General features: G+C 56.2%; 13 protein-coding genes and 1 pseudogene. 10 read left to right on the top strand and 4 right to left on the bottom strand.

Annotation, left to right across the window (positions count from 1 at the left end; translation table 11 throughout):
- The 3 genes and pseudogenes from RSSM_RS14205 to acpS all read left to right on the top strand — a co-directional run.
- Positions 1–461: pseudogene (locus RSSM_RS14205) on the top strand (amidophosphoribosyltransferase); the annotation flags it as partial.
- Between the two features lie 365 nt (positions 462–826).
- On the top strand, positions 827–1,789 hold the full coding sequence (gene trpS, locus RSSM_RS14200) for a tryptophan--tRNA ligase (protein WP_008679876.1): 963 nt from the start codon (positions 827–829) through the stop codon (positions 1,787–1,789).
- Between the two features lie 4 nt (positions 1,790–1,793).
- Positions 1,794–2,207, top strand: a complete 414-nt coding sequence (gene acpS, locus RSSM_RS14195) for a holo-ACP synthase (RefSeq protein ID WP_008679874.1) — start codon at positions 1,794–1,796, stop codon at positions 2,205–2,207.
- A gap of 133 nt (positions 2,208–2,340) precedes the next feature.
- On the opposite strand, the gene RSSM_RS14190 is transcribed toward acpS, so the two are convergent.
- The 3 genes from RSSM_RS14190 to dgt form a co-directional block, all read right to left on the bottom strand.
- Entirely contained in the window at positions 2,341–2,670 is a 330-nt protein-coding gene (locus RSSM_RS14190) for a co-chaperone GroES (RefSeq protein WP_008679872.1), read from the bottom strand.
- Between the two features lie 10 nt (positions 2,671–2,680).
- Positions 2,681–3,682 (bottom strand): PIN/TRAM domain-containing protein, encoded by a 1,002-nt coding sequence (locus RSSM_RS14185; protein WP_008679870.1) that lies wholly within the window; start codon positions 3,680–3,682, stop codon positions 2,681–2,683.
- Between the two features lie 498 nt (positions 3,683–4,180).
- Complete coding sequence (dgt, locus tag RSSM_RS14180) at positions 4,181–5,323, bottom strand: dGTP triphosphohydrolase (RefSeq protein WP_044302557.1); 1,143 nt, start codon at positions 5,321–5,323, stop codon at positions 4,181–4,183.
- A gap of 400 nt (positions 5,324–5,723) precedes the next feature.
- Between dgt and RSSM_RS14175 the strand changes: the two genes are divergently transcribed.
- From RSSM_RS14175 to RSSM_RS14145, 7 genes are all read left to right on the top strand, one after another.
- Positions 5,724–6,533: a glycosyltransferase gene (locus RSSM_RS14175; RefSeq protein ID WP_008679864.1), complete on the top strand. Its 810-nt coding sequence runs from the start codon at positions 5,724–5,726 to the stop codon at positions 6,531–6,533.
- Between the two features lie 4 nt (positions 6,534–6,537).
- On the top strand, positions 6,538–8,043 hold the full coding sequence (locus RSSM_RS14170; protein ID WP_008679862.1) for an NAD(P)/FAD-dependent oxidoreductase: 1,506 nt from the start codon (positions 6,538–6,540) through the stop codon (positions 8,041–8,043).
- Positions 8,044–8,301: 258 nt separating this feature from the next.
- On the top strand, positions 8,302–9,282 hold the full coding sequence (locus RSSM_RS14165; RefSeq protein WP_044302543.1) for an SGNH/GDSL hydrolase family protein: 981 nt from the start codon (positions 8,302–8,304) through the stop codon (positions 9,280–9,282).
- A 111-nt stretch (positions 9,283–9,393) separates the two neighbouring features.
- Complete coding sequence (locus tag RSSM_RS14160) at positions 9,394–10,725, top strand: outer membrane protein assembly factor BamB family protein (RefSeq protein WP_008679858.1); 1,332 nt, start codon at positions 9,394–9,396, stop codon at positions 10,723–10,725.
- A gap of 571 nt (positions 10,726–11,296) precedes the next feature.
- Complete coding sequence (locus RSSM_RS14155; RefSeq protein ID WP_144059810.1) at positions 11,297–12,271, top strand: hypothetical protein; 975 nt, start codon at positions 11,297–11,299, stop codon at positions 12,269–12,271.
- A 116-nt stretch (positions 12,272–12,387) separates the two neighbouring features.
- Positions 12,388–14,481, top strand: a complete 2,094-nt coding sequence (locus RSSM_RS14150) for a beta-galactosidase (protein ID WP_008679854.1) — start codon at positions 12,388–12,390, stop codon at positions 14,479–14,481.
- Between the two features lie 74 nt (positions 14,482–14,555).
- The gene (locus RSSM_RS14145) at positions 14,556–15,821 is read left to right on the top strand and encodes a DUF1559 family PulG-like putative transporter (protein WP_236621149.1); all 1,266 of its coding nucleotides are present in this window, start codon (positions 14,556–14,558) and stop codon (positions 15,819–15,821) included.
- 358 nt (positions 15,822–16,179) lie between these two features.
- Here RSSM_RS14145 and RSSM_RS14140 read toward each other — a convergent pair whose 3' ends face one another.
- Positions 16,180–18,156, bottom strand: a complete 1,977-nt coding sequence (locus RSSM_RS14140; RefSeq protein ID WP_008679852.1) for a sulfatase-like hydrolase/transferase — start codon at positions 18,154–18,156, stop codon at positions 16,180–16,182.
- Positions 18,157–18,162 lie beyond the last annotated feature (6 nt).

The raw sequence follows: 18,162 nt of genomic DNA, 5'->3' as shown, positions 1-18,162 counted from the left end.
TGCGAGGCAAACGGGTCATCTTGGTGGAGGACTCGATCGTCCGCAGCACCACGATGAACGCGTTGCTCGACCGGATTCGTGACGTCGGCGGTGCTAAAGAAATTCACGTCCGTGTTGCATGCCCGCCGATCGTGGCACCGTGTTTTTACGGTATCGACATGAGCACGATCGATCAGTTGATCGCACCGAAGTATTTCTCGCTCGACGGAGAGCTCACCGAGGACGCACAGCAACGTCTCGCCGATGACCTCGGTGCGGACTCGTTGCGGTACCTGCCTGTCGAAGCGCTCGCCAGGGCGATTGATCTGCCGCAGAGCAAACTTTGCCAGGCATGCGTGACGGGGCAATATCCGACGCCGGTCGGGCAGCACCTCTATCAGATCGCATGCGACAACCGCGGTGCCCGGGTCGATAGTCAACGCACCTACGAGCAGCTCGCCGCCGCGGTCGGCGCGGGCTGATATCTGTCTAGCGAACGGTTTGACAAACGTGTGTCCGCCGACGCGGAGTCGCGGACGCGATCTCGCCGAGTACGAATCGGCGGCCCACCTCGGCGAGAAGAATTCGTTGCGGTGGCCGCGTCGGGCTTTGATCCGCCGGGGGAATGCTTTGAGCGACCGGAAATCTGTTCAGCCGTGGGAAATACGTTGATCGATCGCGGGGGCGTCGCGACGGACGCCTCGAGATGCACTAGAATCACGTCGGTCAACTAGAATCGTTTTTCCGCACGCGGATGTGTCACGGTTTTCGTTATCGGATTTGACCGCTTGGCGGCTGGTTGCGTCGCACTTCTTTTTCCCCTCTCACCCCACTTTTTCATCGTTTCATGCGTGTACTTTCTGGCATCCAACCGACCGGTCGGCCTCACTGGGGAAACTACTTCGGTGCCATTCGCCAATACATTGATCTGCAGGAAAAGAACGACGGGTTCTATTTCATCGCCGACCTACACGCTCTGACCACGGTTCGTGATCCCGAGCAACTGCGTGACAACGTTATCAACGCCGCGCTCGATCTGCTCGCCCTCGGTCTGGATCCCGACAAGGCGACTTTGTTCGTGCAGTCGCACATTCCTGAGGTTACCGAGCTGACTTGGTTGCTCCTTTCGGTGACACCGATGGGATTGCTCGAACGATGCCACGCCTACAAAGACAAAAAGGAACGTGGCCTACCCGCCGACGCCGGTTTGTTCACGTACCCGGTTTTGATGGCTGCGGATATCCTCGCGTACGATTCGCAAATCGTTCCCGTCGGGGTCGACCAAGTTCAACACATCGAAGTTTGCCGCGACCTCGCCGGTTCGTTCCATCACACGTACGGCGAAACGTTTGTCATGCCCAAGGCTCAAACGCTCGATGTCGGTGCGAAGGTTCCCGGTACCGACGGACAAAAGATGAGCAAGAGTTACGACAACACTCTGCCGCTCTTTGGTGAGGTAAAGAAGATTCGCAAACAGATCATGCGGATCGTCACCGACAGTCGCCCGATGGAAGACCCCAAGGATCCCGAAGGCGATCATTTGTTCGAACTCTATCGATTGTTTGCCGGGCAGGATGAGGTCGCCGCGATGGCGGAGAAATACCGCGCCGGTGGGTTCGGATACGGCGAGATCAAGAAGGCCGTCGCGGAAGTCAGTGAGGCACACTTTGCGCCCGCACGCGAGCGTCGGCAGGAACTCGAAAAGGATCTCGATTCGGTTCGTGACGTGTTGGCCGCCGGTGCCGTTCGGGCTCGCGAAGTTGCCGGCGGGGTTCTCGAACGGGCACGATCCGCGTGCGGGATCAGGTAAAGCGATGGCGATAGTTGCGGTCGGAACCGAAATCGTGCAGTGCGCCCGGATCTCGCAAATGATTCAACAGCACGGTGAGCAGTTTCTCGAGCGAGTTTTCACGCCGGCCGAAATTGATCACTGTGCCCAATTGCCTGACGCAACGAGTCACTTCTCGCGTCGTTGGGCGGCAAAGCAGGCGGTCTACAAAGCCCTGCATTGCCACCGAAAAGGAGTCCGCTGGACCGAGATCGAAATTCTGACGCGACCTCAAAGTGGCCCGTTCGTTTCGCTGACCGGGAGTGCTCAGGAAAGAGCAATCGACGCGGGAGTCGACACGATCCACCTCAGCCTCGGTGGTTGCCGTACGCAAGCGATCGCGTACGTGATCTTGTGGCAAGACGATAACTTCGACACGAGCGTCGGCGACGACGATTAGGTCGTGTCGGGGAGGCTGGCTTTCGTCCGTCAATGGCACGCGTCCGCCAATGGCACGTTGCAGGTTGGCACGTTCCAACGTTGCAGGTTAACGCATCATGAGGCCAGAACGATACCGCGGGAGCCCGTGACGGCTATTCCTCCGGCGCGTTGCGACGAAAGACGGCGACGATGTCTTCCACGGGGACAACAAACAATTGATTGTCGTGCTCAAGGTCGACGGGGATTGCGTTCTTAGGGTGGAAGAGGATCTTGTCGTATTGGCGGAGCGGTAGTTCATCGTCGTTCTCCACCGCAGCACTGATCGTGACGATGCGACCGGTGATGGTCGGGATTTCAGCGGCGTCAGGCAACGCGATCCCGCCGCGTGTTTCGCGTTTGGGTTCATCCTTGCGGACGAGTACACGGTCTCCGATCGGTTCCACGTATTCGAACGTGGAAGGTGCTGTTTTTTTCTTTGCCATAGAACCAGTATCAGTCGACTTTGGTGAAGATCATTTTGCCGGCGTTGGTTTGGAGGGTGCTCGTGACGCGAACGTCGAGCTCCTGGCCGATCCGATTTCGACCACCCTCTACCACGACCATCGTCCCATCGTCGAGATAGCCGATTCCTTGTTCGGGCCCTTCGCCCGGTTTGATCACTCGCAAACGGAATGTTTCGTCAGGCAAGAACACCGGTCGCAACGCGTTGCTGATCTCGTTCAGGTTGATCACCGGAACGCCTTGAACCTTGGCGACCTTGTTCAGGTTGAAGTCACCCGTGACGACTTTGCCTTCGAGGTGTTTGGCGAGAAGGACCAATTTCAGGTCCACTGTTTGACCGGCGAGTTCGGGCAGTTCGCGGTCAAAGATTTGCAAGTCGACGTTCTCGTCGGCACGCAATCGGTTGAGCACGTCGAGTCCACGACGGCCGCGGGTTCGACGCAGTTTGTCGCTGCTGTCGGCGATCGCCTGCAGTTCGCTCAGAGCGAAACGGGGCATGATCAATTGGTTGTCGAATACGCCGGTTGCGACCAGGTCGGCGATCCGTCCGTCAATCACAACGCTCGTGTCGAGAATCAAAGGTTTGAAACCTTTCACCTCACGAACAAATTCGACATAAGGGATGAGGAACCGGAAATCGTCTTTGGTCTGCAACAACACCGACGTGCACAGGTAACACAAACAGATCCCGAGCACCAAACGGATGTGGTTCGCGTTGCTGAATTGATCCAAAAACGGAGCCGCCGCGATGGTCAAAATGTATGTCAATAACACCCCAACCAACACGCCGAAATAGACCGACGTGATCGTGTCGATGCGTTTGCGCGGCAGGTAAATGTCAAAGATCACCATCCCCACCGCGAGCCCCATGATGATGATAAAATTCATCCACGGGAGATATGCCGAGCTGCCACTATCGAGCGAGGTGTTGATGATTGCCGATACGCCACCGGCGCAGAGCAAAAAGAAAAGACGCAGAACAATCAGTGCCATATGTGTCTGCAGCCCACGCTCGTAACGCGGACCGACCTAAATGCTTCAAGGAGGTGGGGGAAAGCGGAGGAATCGAACAGTGTAAATGGTCTGCTCGAATCGCCCAGGGGTTGGGCCGCTTGAACGAGCCGATTCTGAGGCCGGCGGTTCGGTTTGTAGTGGGACGAGGCAAACACCACCAGTGTTTTGTGCTTTTGCGATTAAGCTGTAATTTCTTGGTGGCAATCGATCTCGGCGGCATTTCAAACCGGCAACCGTTCCAACCAGCGGGGATTCAGCCCGAGGCTCAACGGTTTGTCGTTTAATCAAGAGTCAACCTGTTTTCGTTTAACCACAATACCGTTCAATGAAGCACCGGGTTGTGGCGTTTTCGTTTAACCGGTAGCCGTAGGCGACGCTTGACGGAACACAACCTACCCTTCGGGCACGGGTTAAACGCAAATTGAACGGTATTGCCGTTAAACGAATAAATCAACAGCCCGGCAATCAGTTGGCACTCTACCAGTCCGCCAATGGCCCGGCGGTGGAGTGTTCCAGACTCGCGAATTGTTGGTCACAGAACTGGTCGGTCATTCCGGCAATGTACTCGCCGATAACGCGATCCAGCGGCAGGGATTCTGCCCGACGTCGGAATCGGAGCGGTAATCGGCTGGGCGTTTGGCTCAGTACGTCAAACAACACCCGCACCCGATTGGCCGCCGACTCCCGGACCGGAATTAACCTGGGGTGCCGGTACACCGCGTTGAACAGAAAACGTTCCAACTCGGCTCGTTCGGCCGCGAGTGTTTCGCTGTGATGGACACGGATTCCCGCGTCACGGACGTCATCGGCCGTCATGCCTTGTGCGGTCTGCAACAGTTCGATCGAGACCTGCAACAGATCGCTGACCTGCAAATCGATCAGTTCGTGCACGAGCAGTTGACGCATCGCCCCGGTTGGCAGCTCGCCGGCTTTTTCGCGAACCCGTCGCATCGCACGGCGAATGATCCGGAGTTCCGAGAGGCTGTCGATCGAGAGCAATCCCATCTGCAGGGCATCGTCAATGTCGTGAGCGTCGTAGGCGATGGAATCGGCGGCATCGACAATTTGTACTTCGAGCAACGGTGCCCGACCCACGGCCGCTTCGCTCTTGTGAGCCCGCGTGTCTTGGCCGGCCAACGTTTCCGCCGATAAATTCAAGCCGGCGAATGCGTGATAACGCTGTTCCAGCTCTTCGACAATCGTCAGTGCAAATTGGTTGTGTGAAAAACCGCCGACCGACTGCATGCATTCTGACAACACGTCTTCGCCGCAATGGCCATAGGGTGGGTGGCCGATGTCGTGCATCAACGCGAGGGCCTCGGTCAGGTCTTCGTTGAGCCGCAGGACGCGGGCGAGCGTCCGGGCGACCGAGGCGACTTCGAACGTGTGGGTCAGCCGAGTGCGGTGGTAGGTGCCCATTTCTCCCGTGAACACCTGCATTTTTCCCGAAAGTCGGCGGAATGCGCTGCTGTGCAAAATCCGGTCGCGGTCACGACCGTAGGGCCCCCGGTAGGCGTGGGGGGATTCGTGTTCGACGCGGCCTGCCGAGTCGCTGCTGTGCATTGCGTAAGAGGCCAGCAGCAGGTGTTCGCGATCGGCGTATCTCCGCAGGTCGATCAGAGGGCCGCCGGTGGACATGGTGGGTGCGGTGTACTCGGCAACGGTGGTAGGCAACGGACCAGCGATTTTGTTGGAGGGGACGTGTGGGCGAGTGAACGAGAGGCGGATCGATTCCGCCCCGAGACGATCGATGAACAACTCCAAACCAGACCCCACGGGGCGGCGCGAGCACGGCAGAATCCTCAAAATTCGCGTCACTCACGCCTCCTCAGGTTAGCTATTTTCGGTAATTAAGCCCAGAGCAAGTAATTCCATATGTGTCAGTTGTGATGGGTGGACGGCTGAATAGAATGGCTCTTTCAGTTATCATCACACATCTTCGACAGTGAACAAACGAACTCTATTCCGGCCGGGCCCTATGAATTCCCCCAATCCAGAACCCAGACCTCAACATTCTGCTGTGAGCGACGCCGTTCCCGCGACGTCGACACCCGCCGCGACCACCCCCAATCCGCTGCGGTTCCGGCCCGCGAAGGTGATTCTCGCTCTGCCCGCCTACAACGAACAGGAAGCCCTGCCCGAACTGCTCGAACGGGTCGGTGAAGCATTCGCCGACAGCGGTCTGCCCTACGAGGTGGTGATCGTTGATGACGGCAGCAAAGACGACACCGCCAAGATCGCGTCGCAGATGTCGTTTCAAATGCCAGTGCATTTGGTCAAACACGACGTCAATCAGGGCCTCGGCGTGACGATCCGCGATGGACTCAAGGAAGCCGTCGACCGCGCCGGTGAACGTGACATCATCATCACGATGGACGCGGACAACACTCACCCGCCGGGGCTGATCAACCGAATGGTGCAGTCGGTTCACGAAGGATGCGATTGCGTGATCGCCTCGCGTTTTCAAAACGGTGCCCGCGTGGTCGGTGTGCCGATCGAGCGTCACTTCCTCAGCATCGGCGCCCGGGCGCTGTTCACCCTGTTGTTCCCAACCCGCGGTGTGCGTGATTACACCTCCGGCTACCGGGCCTACCGGGCATCGGCGATCCGCGACGGTTTTGCGAAGTACGGCGATGACTTTGTCGGCGAGACCGGATTCTCGTGCATGGCCGACGTGTTGTTGAAACTGCGAAAGATGGGATGCGTCTTCGGCGAAGTCCCGCTGCGTTTGCGTTACGACCAAAAGGGCGGTGCGAGTAAGATGCAGGTCTTCCGCACGATCTGGTTGACACTGAAGATGCTCGGGCGACACCGCGTGAAGGGATCGTAGTTGGATGCCAGAGAGATCAACGAATCAATCGGCGTCCCGTTCTGATTATCCATCCGGCTCGGTGGGGCAACCTAGCTCGGCGGATCGACGTGGCGGCGACTCGGCGCCGTCGAGTCGTTGGCTCGTGATCGGTGGTGGAGTGATGGGACTGCAGGTCGCGACGGATCTTCGCGACCGCGGGCAGAACGTGACGCTCGCCGAAGCCGCACCCACGATGGGCGGTCTGACGAGTGCCTGGAATCTCAACAACGGGCAAGACGGTGACGTGATTTGGGATCGGTTCTATCACGTCACGCTGATGAGCGACACGAAGATCCGCGCCGTGCTCGAACGACTCGGGCTCGAATCTAAAATGAAGTGGGTCGAGACCAAGACCGGGTTTTATGCCGGCGGACGATTGCTCTCGATGAGCAACACGGCAGAATTTCTGAAGTTCCCGCCGCTGACGCTGATTGAAAAGTTGCGGCTCGGCGGGACAATTTTCTACGCGTCCAAAATTCGCAACTGGCGACGACTGGAAAAATTGACGGTCGAAAAATGGCTGCGTCGTTGGTCTGGACGTGGCGTGTTTGAAAAAATCTGGCAACCGCTGCTCAAAGCAAAACTCGGCGAAGCCTACAAACAAACCTCCGCCGCGTTTATCTGGGCACACACGGCGCGGATGTACAAGGCACGCCGCAGCGGAATGAAGACCGAGATGTTCGGTTATGTTCCCGGCGGATACGCGCAGGTCCTCGAAAGTTGGGTCGGTTGGCTCTCCGGTCGTGACGTGACAATGAAGACCGCGTCTCCGGTGAAGGGCGTGGTTCCGATGGATACGGGCGAACTCCGCGTGGAATTCGCGGACGGTCACAGCGAAATCTATGACAACGTCGTTTCCACGATCGCGTCGCCGTTCATTGCCGATTCTTGCGACGCGTTGACTGAAAAGGAAAAGGAACAACACCGCAACATCCGTTACCTCGGCGTCGTCTGCGCGTCGATGCTGATGGAAAAACCGATCAGCGAATACTACGTGACCAACATCACCGACACGTGGGTGCCACTCACCGCCGTGATCGAGATGTCGACCATCGTCGATCCGCAAACGCAACTCGGTGGCAAACACCTCGTTTATCTGCCGAAGTACTTGCCCGACGATCACGAGGGTCTCAACGAGTCCGACGAAGACTACCGCGAGAAATGCCTCTCGACTCTGGAAAAGATGTATGACCACTTTTCACGCGATCAGGTTATTGAGTTCAAAATCGCTCGTGCGAAGTATGTGGCGGCATTGTCCACGGTCGACTACAGCACGCGATTACCACCGGTCGTCACGAGCGTTCCTGGGTTCTACGCGTTGAACTCGGCACACATTGTCAAAGGCAACTTGAACGTGAATGAGACGATCACGTTGGGCGAAGAAAAGCTCGCCGAAGAAGTCTGGCCTGACTACCAACGCCGCGTCGCATCGGGGCAAGTTTCGGTGGACGCAACCCATCCCGAACAAGCTCTCGTCGCCTCGAGCTAAGCATCGATCCGAAACGCTCATCACCGGATCGGCGACTCCTTAACCGGTAGCGAAAGTCGCGTAGACTTTCGACGATTCTCAAGGCCCCACCGAAGCTCTTGGCGAGCTTCGCTACGGGAACGCGCTGTTTACCCTGAGCCGTTTTCCTGACAACGGTGACGACAGAGATGCTATCTTGAATGCTTCCGTCGCTCCGGGGGGCAACGCTAGAGGCCCGCGGATCGATCGCGAACGTCTCTTCCGCAGGTGGGCCGAAACATGAACGAATCGAGACCGCGCAGCCGTCGATGGCTCTTGTTGCTTGGCGTCGTCATCCTGGTAGCTGTCCCCGCGTACATCGAACTGTTTTTGCGCCGTCCGGTAGGCAGCGGATCGGCCGGGCCTAAGGTCGCGAAAGCCCCGTTTGATTCCGTCTGGACCGATCGTAAGATTCTGCTCTTTGGGATCGGCGACAGCGTCACACGCGGGCTCGGCGCCAAATCACGCAGCCACACGTACTTTGAACGTTTGCGACAAAACCCAAGCGATGAATACGACGACATGAAAGGCAAATGTCTTTCGGTTGTTTTGCCCAACCTCACATCCGAGAACGTCGCCGTATCCGGCTCTACATCCATCGAGCATTTACAAACGCTGCAAACTCGGGTCACCCCCTTCCCGGACGATATGTTTGGATTGGTCGTGATGACAACCGGCGGAAACGACCTGATCCATTCCTACGGACGACGTCCACCGGAGGAAGGTGCGATGTACGGCGCGACGTTGGAGCAGGCCGAACCATGGATCGTGAATTTTCACGAGCGGCTCAACCAGATTCTCGACGGGCTCAATGAACGATTTCCGGGCGGATGCCTTGTCTATGTCGGTGACATCTATGACCCGACCGATGGTGTCGGCGACGCACCGAGTATCTTTCTGCCGGACTGGGACGACGGGCTCGCCATTCATGCCCGATACAATCAAACGATCCGCGACGTCGCGTCCGCGCGCGAGAACGTGCATGTCGTGAATCTTTATGAAACATTCCTCGGTCATGGTTCGCACTGCCGCCAGTTCTGGAGGGCACACTACGATCACGCCGACCCGCACTATTGGTTCTACGACAACATCGAAGACCCGAACGACCGTGGGTACGACGCGATTCGGCGGGTGTTTCTGAACGAAATCGTTCGCACCCGTTCGCAACTCAACACACAGCAAACGGCGCCTTCGCCTGCTACACTCACTTCTGTCCGGTGAACAGGCGGTACGATAACGGGCGGTATAGAAACCGGCCAACTGCGTAGCGGATGTTGTTTTCCGCGTTGGACGGTTGCTCCTCATTCCTCATTCATACCGCCGAGTTGGCTTATGTTTCGATTGACTCTTCTAGCGGGATTGCCGCTGCCACTCGTCGTGTCGGTATGCTTGCTGAATTCGGTAGCCGGATGTGCCAAGAAAATTCCTGTCGAGGAATTGTCGACCGGCCAAAGTGGCGTCGAAATCATCGACCAAGCGATCACGACGAAGCAATCGGATTGGCCGGCTTGGCGTGGGCCGGCCGGAGACGGAGTCGCGCCCGATCAGCCGTTGCGAACCACGTGGTCGCAAAGTGACGGCGTCGCGTGGCAGGCCAACGTTCCTGGACGCGGGCATAGCAGTCCGATCATCGTGGGCGACCAAGTCATCGTTGCCACAGCGTTGGATGATCAGCAAAAGCAATCCGTCGTCAGCTATGACAAACACGATGGCAGCGAGCGATGGCAAACCGTCATTCACGATGGCGGATTCCCGTCGCCACGCAGCATTCACAAAAAGGGCACCAACGCCAATTCGACGGTGGCGAGCGACGGCGAGCGATTGTTTGCGGCGATGTTGAATTCCGACAAAATCTTTGTCACGGCGTTGGATCTCGATGGGCAACAATTGTGGCAACAGGAAGCGGGAGCGTTCAATCCGAAATTTGGCTACGCACCTTCGCCGCTCATTTACAAATCGTTAGTCGTCATCGCCGCGGACAATCAAGGTGGCGGTTACCTCGCCGCGTTCGATCGGACCAGCGGCACACCCGCATGGCGAATCGCTCGGGGGAACGTGAGCAGTTACTCCAGTCCAGCGATTGGTACTATCGATGGACGTGAACAATTGCTGATTTCAGGCTGCGATACCGTGTCGAGCTACGATCCGTCGACAGGAGAACTCCTTTGGGAAACGCCTTGCATCGCCGAGGCAACGTGCGGCACGGTGGTGATCGCCGGTGACCGTTTGCTCGCATCGGGAGGTTACCCCGACAAAGAAACCGTGTGCCTGTCCGGAAGCGGTGAGCGTCTCTGGGCCAACCAAGTCAAACTTTACGAACCGTCTCTCGTCGCGGATAACGGACTCGTGTTGGCGGTCACCGACGGCGGAATCGCCTATTGCTGGTCGCTCGAGGATGGCGAGCAGATGTGGCGGAAACGACTCGGCGGAAACTTCAGCGGTTCACCGGTGGTGTGTAACGATCACGTGTATGTTGCCAATCTCTCGGGAGATTGCTTTGTCTTCAAAGCCGCCGACTCTTACGAATTGGTCGCCAAGAACTCACTCGGAGATGATTGCTACGCGTCACCCGCCATCGGCGACAGCCAAATCATTTTCCGCGTAGGAGTCGGTAGCGGCGCTAACCGACAGGAGTCCTTGATCTGTGTTGCCGCTCCCGAGTGAACGGAGCAAAGCCAAGTAGGTCATGCTCCGCATGACACTCCTCGCCACAACTCCCCTAAAATCGCTTAGTGACTATTGACGCCCCCTAATGACCTGCCTATTGTTAACAACATACATATTTCACTAGCAACGGGGGGCATGACCCAAGCAAATGTCAGTGTATCGCAGGGGGCAACTGCTACAAGACACGGGGCGTTCGGCAGGTACTGCTACTCAGTACTTGATGGGCCGCTACAGCCAATACTCAGGTCGAAGTCCGTAGCGAAAGTCGCCAAGACTTTCGGCGATTTGTGCAGTTCCCGCCGAAGCTCTTGGCGAGCTTCGCTACCGAGGAATCACCCCGCCCTAATCCCAAACGAGACCTCAGTCCGTAGCGAAAGTCGCCAAGACTTTCGGCGATCCACCGCACACGTGACACAAGCCGTCGAGGTCAAAGGTTGGGAGCCGCCTGCCTTTGTGGCGTTCGATCGGGCAAGCCACACGATTGCAAAATCCAGGCGTCATCTTTGACGGGTTGCCGAGGGTTTCATCAACCGGTCTGTCCTTACCGTTTGCACTTGAGGAAAAGAAATTGCTTCATCAGATCGCCGTCTCAAAAGTACTGCTCGTGCTTGTCGCCATTCTTCACACATCGACCACCTTCGCAGAAGAGAACACTGTCTCTCGACAGGATCTCGAAGCGATTATTGAGAACAGTCGTGCTTGCGAAGAGCAGTACGACAACATGCATGCGGTTTGGAAAAGCACGCATAAGGGATTCAATGGCCGGGAAAGCTGGGAACGAATCGAATTTTGGTCGCGTGAAGGCAAGTATTTCCGGGTTGATGGAACTAGCTATGACGGTCTCGACGGAAATGTCGTGCGTGTCAATCGGAACATCGTCAGACCGGAAGGGTCGATAACGATGCGTTCTAAATCGCCGGATGAAATCGGCGAGATCACAGAAGTGGAATCGACCGAAGAAGGTCTTGCGGTGATCAAAAGTGCCTCGTGGTTTAATGATGGAAACGGAATCGAGGGAGAAAAACTGTATGAGATAGCCTCCGCCGTTTTGAATAGCACGAGCGACTCGCCCCATGAGGTTGGCTATCAATTTGCAAAGCTTCCCGACGGCAGTATTGGTGTCACCTTCTCGGCAAAGACCGAAGACCAGGTCTCAACGGGCAAGGTATCATTAGACGACGAATTCTTCCTAATCAAATCGTATGAAAGCGAAACCGTTGTCCCGGGAAAGGCCACGGGGCGAGGCTCCGGTGAGACACGATACACTGGAATATCTCATCTTGAATACGAAGGCGAATTGCTTCTGCCCTCGAGGTCCACATCGACTGCGATTGCGTCAGGCAACGGTCGGGGTACGAGTCAAGCTGAAACGACATACACATTGGAAGAAGTGCAACTCGGTCCTGCGCCTTTAGAACTTTTTTATCCCGACGGGTTTCCGATGCCCAGTGGGACACCATGGATTCGGCGAATCGCAGTCTTGTTGGTTGGACTGGCGATACTTGCGGCTTACTTTCGGTTCCGCAAAGCGTCAGGTACATGAAACCGACCATCAGGACACGGCGTTTCTCGGCTGTTTTGGTGGTCATCGCGGGTTGCCTATGCGTGATCTACTTTCTCGAGCGAACACCGAGACAGCAAGTTCTAGTTCGATGGGCCATGCAATCGGATCTCTCCAAGATTCAAACCACTGATGCGAAAGTCGAAATCGATCGTTCGGATCTTCAGTCGCGATTGCGTTTGCAAACCGGCGTTAAATCTCGATGGCCTGGCGTGAAGATGACACCCGGCGATGAACCTTGGAATGCCAAGCCCTATCAAACGTTGTCCATCGACGTCACTAACTTGAGCGATCACTCCGCTGAGATCGGAATGAAAGTACAAGGCTTGGAACTCGTCAACGAAAACCTACTCAACCGCGTGGATGTTGTGGGACCCGGTCAAACGCGTGAGTTGTCGTTCCCGCTTTACGCAACACCATGGAGGTTCGATGCGGAGGTTGAGACAGACGCGATGAATGTGAGTCCGGGGCAAATGTGCATTGGGTCGATTGGGTTTATCAAGGCGGTAACACTTTACGTTCGCCGTCCAAGTCATGCACATACGTTGCTGCTGGGTGATCTGCGTCTGAGCGATCCGGCGGAGGTTCGAGAAGCCAGAAACGCATTTCCAATTGTCGACCGATATGGACAACTGATCGGACACGATTGGCCCGGTAAGATCGAAAACGACCGACAACTGAAAACGACAGCTTCCTCGACCGGGCAGGCAAACGAGAACGCATCGGTGTCGCGGAGGTGGTCTCGCTACGGGGGATGGACAAAGGCTGATCGACGGGAGGCGACGGACGCTTTTCGGACTGTCAAACTCGATGGAAAGTGGTGGCTAATCGATCCCGATGGATATTTGTTCTGGTCGCACGGTGTCGACTGTGTGTCGGCTCAGTACAGTTTCACCGGGGTTCAAGACCGAGAACATTATTTTGCTTGGCTGCCGGATAATAACACCAATCGGAAGACGGATATATCAAGCGATGCGTCAGATGAGACGAAGGAATTACTCGACCCGCTAGGGAATTACTATCATCGTGCTGAGTGGGCGCATCATGAGTTTTACAACTCGAGGGTGCCCTTTCTGAGCTACAACTTCTTCATCGCAAACTTGCATCGGCGTTTTGGTGCCCAGTGGCCTGCTCGGTTTGCGGACCAAGCCCATGATCGACTTCGCGACTGGGGGCTCAATACGATGGCTGCGTGGAGCGATCCGGCGATCACGTCCTTGAAACGGACACCTTACACGGCATTTTGCCGCCTGGAAGGTGCGACGATGATTGCCGGCTCGACGAGTAACTGGCAACGGTTTGTTGATGTTTACTCGTCGGATTTTCCGGAGGTTGTCGATAGTGCTCTGCAAACCGTTTCGCACTGCTTTGACGATCCATGGTGTATAGGCATCTTTGTCGATAACGAACTGAGTTTTGGAGAAGATTACAGTTTGGCCGATGGCGTCCTAAGAAGTCCTGCGACGCAGCCAGCAAAGATCAAGTTTTGCGATTGGTTGAAAGAAAAATATCTTGATATCGATGCGTTGAATCAGGCGTGGAAAACTCAATACGCCGACTGGGATAGCTTCCTTCATTCGATGCAGTGGCCTGCGGGTAAAGCCAACGCAGACGATTCGCCATCGCTCGCGGATCGGCGAGTTTTTTCAGAGCGTTTGGTGGATCGGTATTTCTCGACGATCGCAAACAGACTGCATCATCTCGCGCCGGGTCGGTTGTACCTTGGTTGCCGTTTCTTTTGGATGAATGATTCCGCGCTGCGGATCGCCGCTAAGCATTGCGATGTCATCTCAATCAATCACTACCACTATCTGACCGACAATTTGGCGTTGCCTGATGGAATCGACAAACCGGTTGTCATCGGTGAGTTCCATTTCGGGGCGACTGATCGTGGCATGTTGCATCCGACTCACTTGCCCGCCGATGACCAAGCTGATCGAGCGAGCAAGTACGAGGCGTACGTCACCAGTGCGCTGAAGCATCCGGCGATCGTTGGCACGCACTGGTTTCAATACGTCGATATGCCTGTCACCGGACGCGGCGACGGTGAAAACGCAAATGTGGGTTTGGTGACGATCACCAACACGCCCTACCGCGAACTGACCGATGCCATCGCGCACATGGGAGAATCGATGTACGAGCTTCGCAGCGGCAAGACAAATCCGAATCACAACTCGGCGAGTAGCAAATGATGATAATGAACGATCTTGATTCCGTTAGAAGTTTTGTTCAACGGAACGACTATTCCGTGCGAAGCGGGAGAAACTTGAATCGCCAACAGGCATTCACGTTGGTTGAGTTGTTGGTCGTGATCGGAATCATCGGGGTGCTGGTGGCGATCTTGCTGTCGGCGGTGCAGAACGCACGTGAAGCATCCCGTCGTGCGGCGTGTCAGTCGAACCTCAAGCAATTGGGCATTGGGCTGCACAACTACCATTCGGCGTTTCAGAGTTTTCCGATCCATGGAGTCGGGACCAATCCAGCGGAGCCGTTCGCGGACGAATATTGGAAGAGTTGCTCCAATGCAAATCGATGGCGTTTGAGTTTTCTGGTGGGATGCCTGCCCTTTGTGGAGCAAGCTGCACTGTGGCAAGTGGTTTCCAACCCCTACGATGGCGACGCGAATGGGACAGTCGAGACCTCGCCAGGAAAGTCGATCGATGGCAATGGTCCCGATTATCCCGCGATGGGACCCACGCCCGATACTCCGGTCTTCGATCCTTGGACGATGAACGTTCCATTGTTTCGTTGTCCGAGCGATCCGGGCAATGGTCTACCCGCAGTGGGCCGTACCAACTATGCGGCGTGCGTCGGTGATTCCAGTGTTGAGTTGGAATTCGGCAATCGCGATCTGTTTGTCACCAAGGTCCTAGCAAATAATCCTGATTTAGGAGGTGATTCTAAACAGGCCGCCGCCGCGCTGAGGGGCGCGTTCGTGGTACATCAACGCACGCGATTCAGTGATATCTCTGACGGAACATCGACGACGATTTTGGTCGGCGAAATCGCGACGGACTTGGGTGACTATGACGTTCGAACCGCTGAATATGAGACGCGGCGGGCGGTCGGAGGCAATGCTTATGATCCCAACGTGCCCCATCGGGATAATCCCAAGTGGTGCGAGAATAGCTTCATGATTGATCCGAAACAGCCGCGAAGATGGAGGCAGCCGATCCCAGACTTGGGACACACTCCTTCCAACGGACGAGGGTTTCGTTGGGCAGACATGCTGCCGATGTTTTCGCAATTCAACACAATCCTCCCACCCAACAGCGAGCTCTGTATCTTCTCGGCAGGCAACTCAGGCGTTTATCCGACGTCGAGTCGGCATCCCGGCGGCACGCACGTCTTGTTGGCAGACGGAGCAGTCCGTTTCGTCACCGATTCCATCGAAGCCGGTGACAGTCGGCATCCCGTGGTCCATGTCGATGGAACCGCTGCTCGTGGTAACCAACCCGGTGCCGAGAGCCCTTTCGGTCTGTGGGGGGCACTTGGGACGAGAGCGTCGCGAGAAGTTGATTTGCATCTCTGATTGTCAGAGTTTATTCCGGGAGAAGTCGATTTTATTACCGACGTTTTTCGACGCGTCCTTCGCCGAGAACGTATACCGTAGGACGTGAACCGTAGTGGATGAGGCAACGAATCCTTCCCACGCAAGGGACTCCTTGCCTCATCCACTACCAGATGCTGCACTTAATAAATCGACGCCAGATGGAAAGAGGCGACGAGGAAGGACATGCCCGTCGGTGCACAATCGCTTGCCGACGGCTAATTGCTGAAACGCTTTCTGCGTAAAGAAGCTTGGTCGCAATCAACAGATTGGACGACATCCATGAGTCATTTACGGAAATGTTTGGTTGATGGAATTTCGTGCTCGCGGTTCGTGTGGTTCACTCGACCGGTGTCCGGAATCGCCACCAAAAGGCTCCGTCGTTGAGCACACCGACCGGGCGGTTGCCAACGTGGATCCATCCCGGATCCCACCGGAAATAGTAGCCCTGGTCGGGTTGAAGTTTTGGGATATTTTGAAAGACGATTTCATTTTTCCCTTGCGATGCATGGCTCGCGTCCGGACTCGCTTCCCAAACCGGTTCGCTTTCGTTGGACACTGAATACAGCCGGATGGATCTCCCTTCGGTGCCGGTGAAATCAATCGGCTCGTCAAACTGCATCGATACTGTGATTTGCTGCGACGAAGTGGTTGAGCCGTTGGCGGGCGAGAGTTGTATTAAATGGGGACACACCATTTTTAGCCGGTGCCAGCCCCATCCTTTTTGCTGCGTTGATGAACCCAAGGATGTCTTCGGGACTCCGACTTCTTTGGCGTGTTCATTCCACTGCTTTACTAGTCGGCCGAGTCGCTCGGGGTGCTCCGCCGCCAAGTCATTGCGTTCGGATCGGTCGTTTTTCAGATCGAATAATTGCCAAGGGCCGTTGTAGAGGCTGACGGCTTTCCAGTCGTTTTCGATCCAAGCTTTCGACACGTCATAGCGTTGGTAAACGGGGAGAGATTTTCGTTTCCCCGCAGGAGCGAGTAGCGGCATCAGCGAGGAACCGCTCAGGGGCCGCAACCGTCGACCTTCGAATTTACGCGGGTATTCCGCACCGGCGAGCTCGACCAACGTTGGATAGAAATCGGTAATGTTCGCTGATTCATGAACGATGCGACCCGTTTTGCCACGATCTCGCGGCCAACGGATGATCAACGGCGCCGCGATTCCGCCTTCGTGACAGGCGTGTTTGTAGTACCGAAACGGTGTCGCCTTCACCGATGCCCAACCGTTGCTCGACGATGGATTGCCACCCGGGGCCCACGCGACCTGCTTCTCGTCGTGGTCGATCCCGCCGTTGTTGTAGTCGCCTCCGTTGTCGGACAGAAAAATAACGAGCGTGTCGCGAGTCCTCTCATGATCGTCTAAGAATCGCATGATTCGACCGACCGCGGTGTCAACTCCCTCCACCGCTGCCGCGTACGCTGCCATGCGCCCCGCCTCTACTTGTTTGCGATGTTCGGTCAATTCGTCCCAGCGGCGAGTTTCTTCACTGACCTCAGCGAGTGGCATGTCCCCACCGATCAAGCCCAACTGAATCTGACGTTGGTGCCGCGTCGATCGGATCGCCTCATACCCTTTCTCATATCGCTGCAGGTACTTCTCTACCAAAGATCGGGGAGCCTGGCATGGGTGATGCGGCGCGTTGAAGGCAACGTACATGAAAAACGGTTGATCGGATTGGGCCGCTTCGTCCATGAACTCGATGCTCTTTTCGGCAATCGCATCGGTCGAATAGAAATCAGCATCAAAGTCACGGAAGGGCTGCGAATCCAAGAACCAATCATCGCCGCCAACAAAGCAGTCCGTCATTCCACCGAGAAAACCAAACGCTCGATGAAACAAACGTTGTTCGCGAGGGTCTGGTGTCCCCGCATGCCATTTGCCGGTCATCATGGTCCGGTACCCAGCGTTCTGCAGCAGGATGGGCAGAGGCATGGCGTGCGAGTAGGCATTCCTGCCGGCGTCGTCAAATGGCATCCCCGATAACAAAGCGATGCGCGATGTCACACACATGGGCGTTGCCCGGAAGTGAGAAAAACGCACCCCCTCACCTGCTAGCTGATCGATCGCGGGCGTGTCGATCTCACCGCCATAGCAACCAAGGTCAGAGTAACCGAGGTCATCGGCCATCATCACGAGTACGTTGGGTGCGACCGGCGACGTGCGGTCTTCTTGTTTCGTCGGTTCAGTCACGTCGGCTCGGATTGGCGATGCGAAAACAATCGAGATGACGAACGCGAGAACCAGGCAAACGCGGTCCACCGGCCGGCACATTCGATACCGAAAACCGGCAACTTTTGGTTGTCGTTTCATGCAGCT

The organism is Aporhodopirellula sallentina SM41, assembly GCF_000346505.1.
GTDB lineage: Bacteria > Planctomycetota > Planctomycetia > Pirellulales > Pirellulaceae > Rhodopirellula > Rhodopirellula sallentina.
The sequence above is the reverse complement of the archived record's forward strand: the minus strand, read 5'-3'. Positions and strand labels throughout refer to the sequence as shown.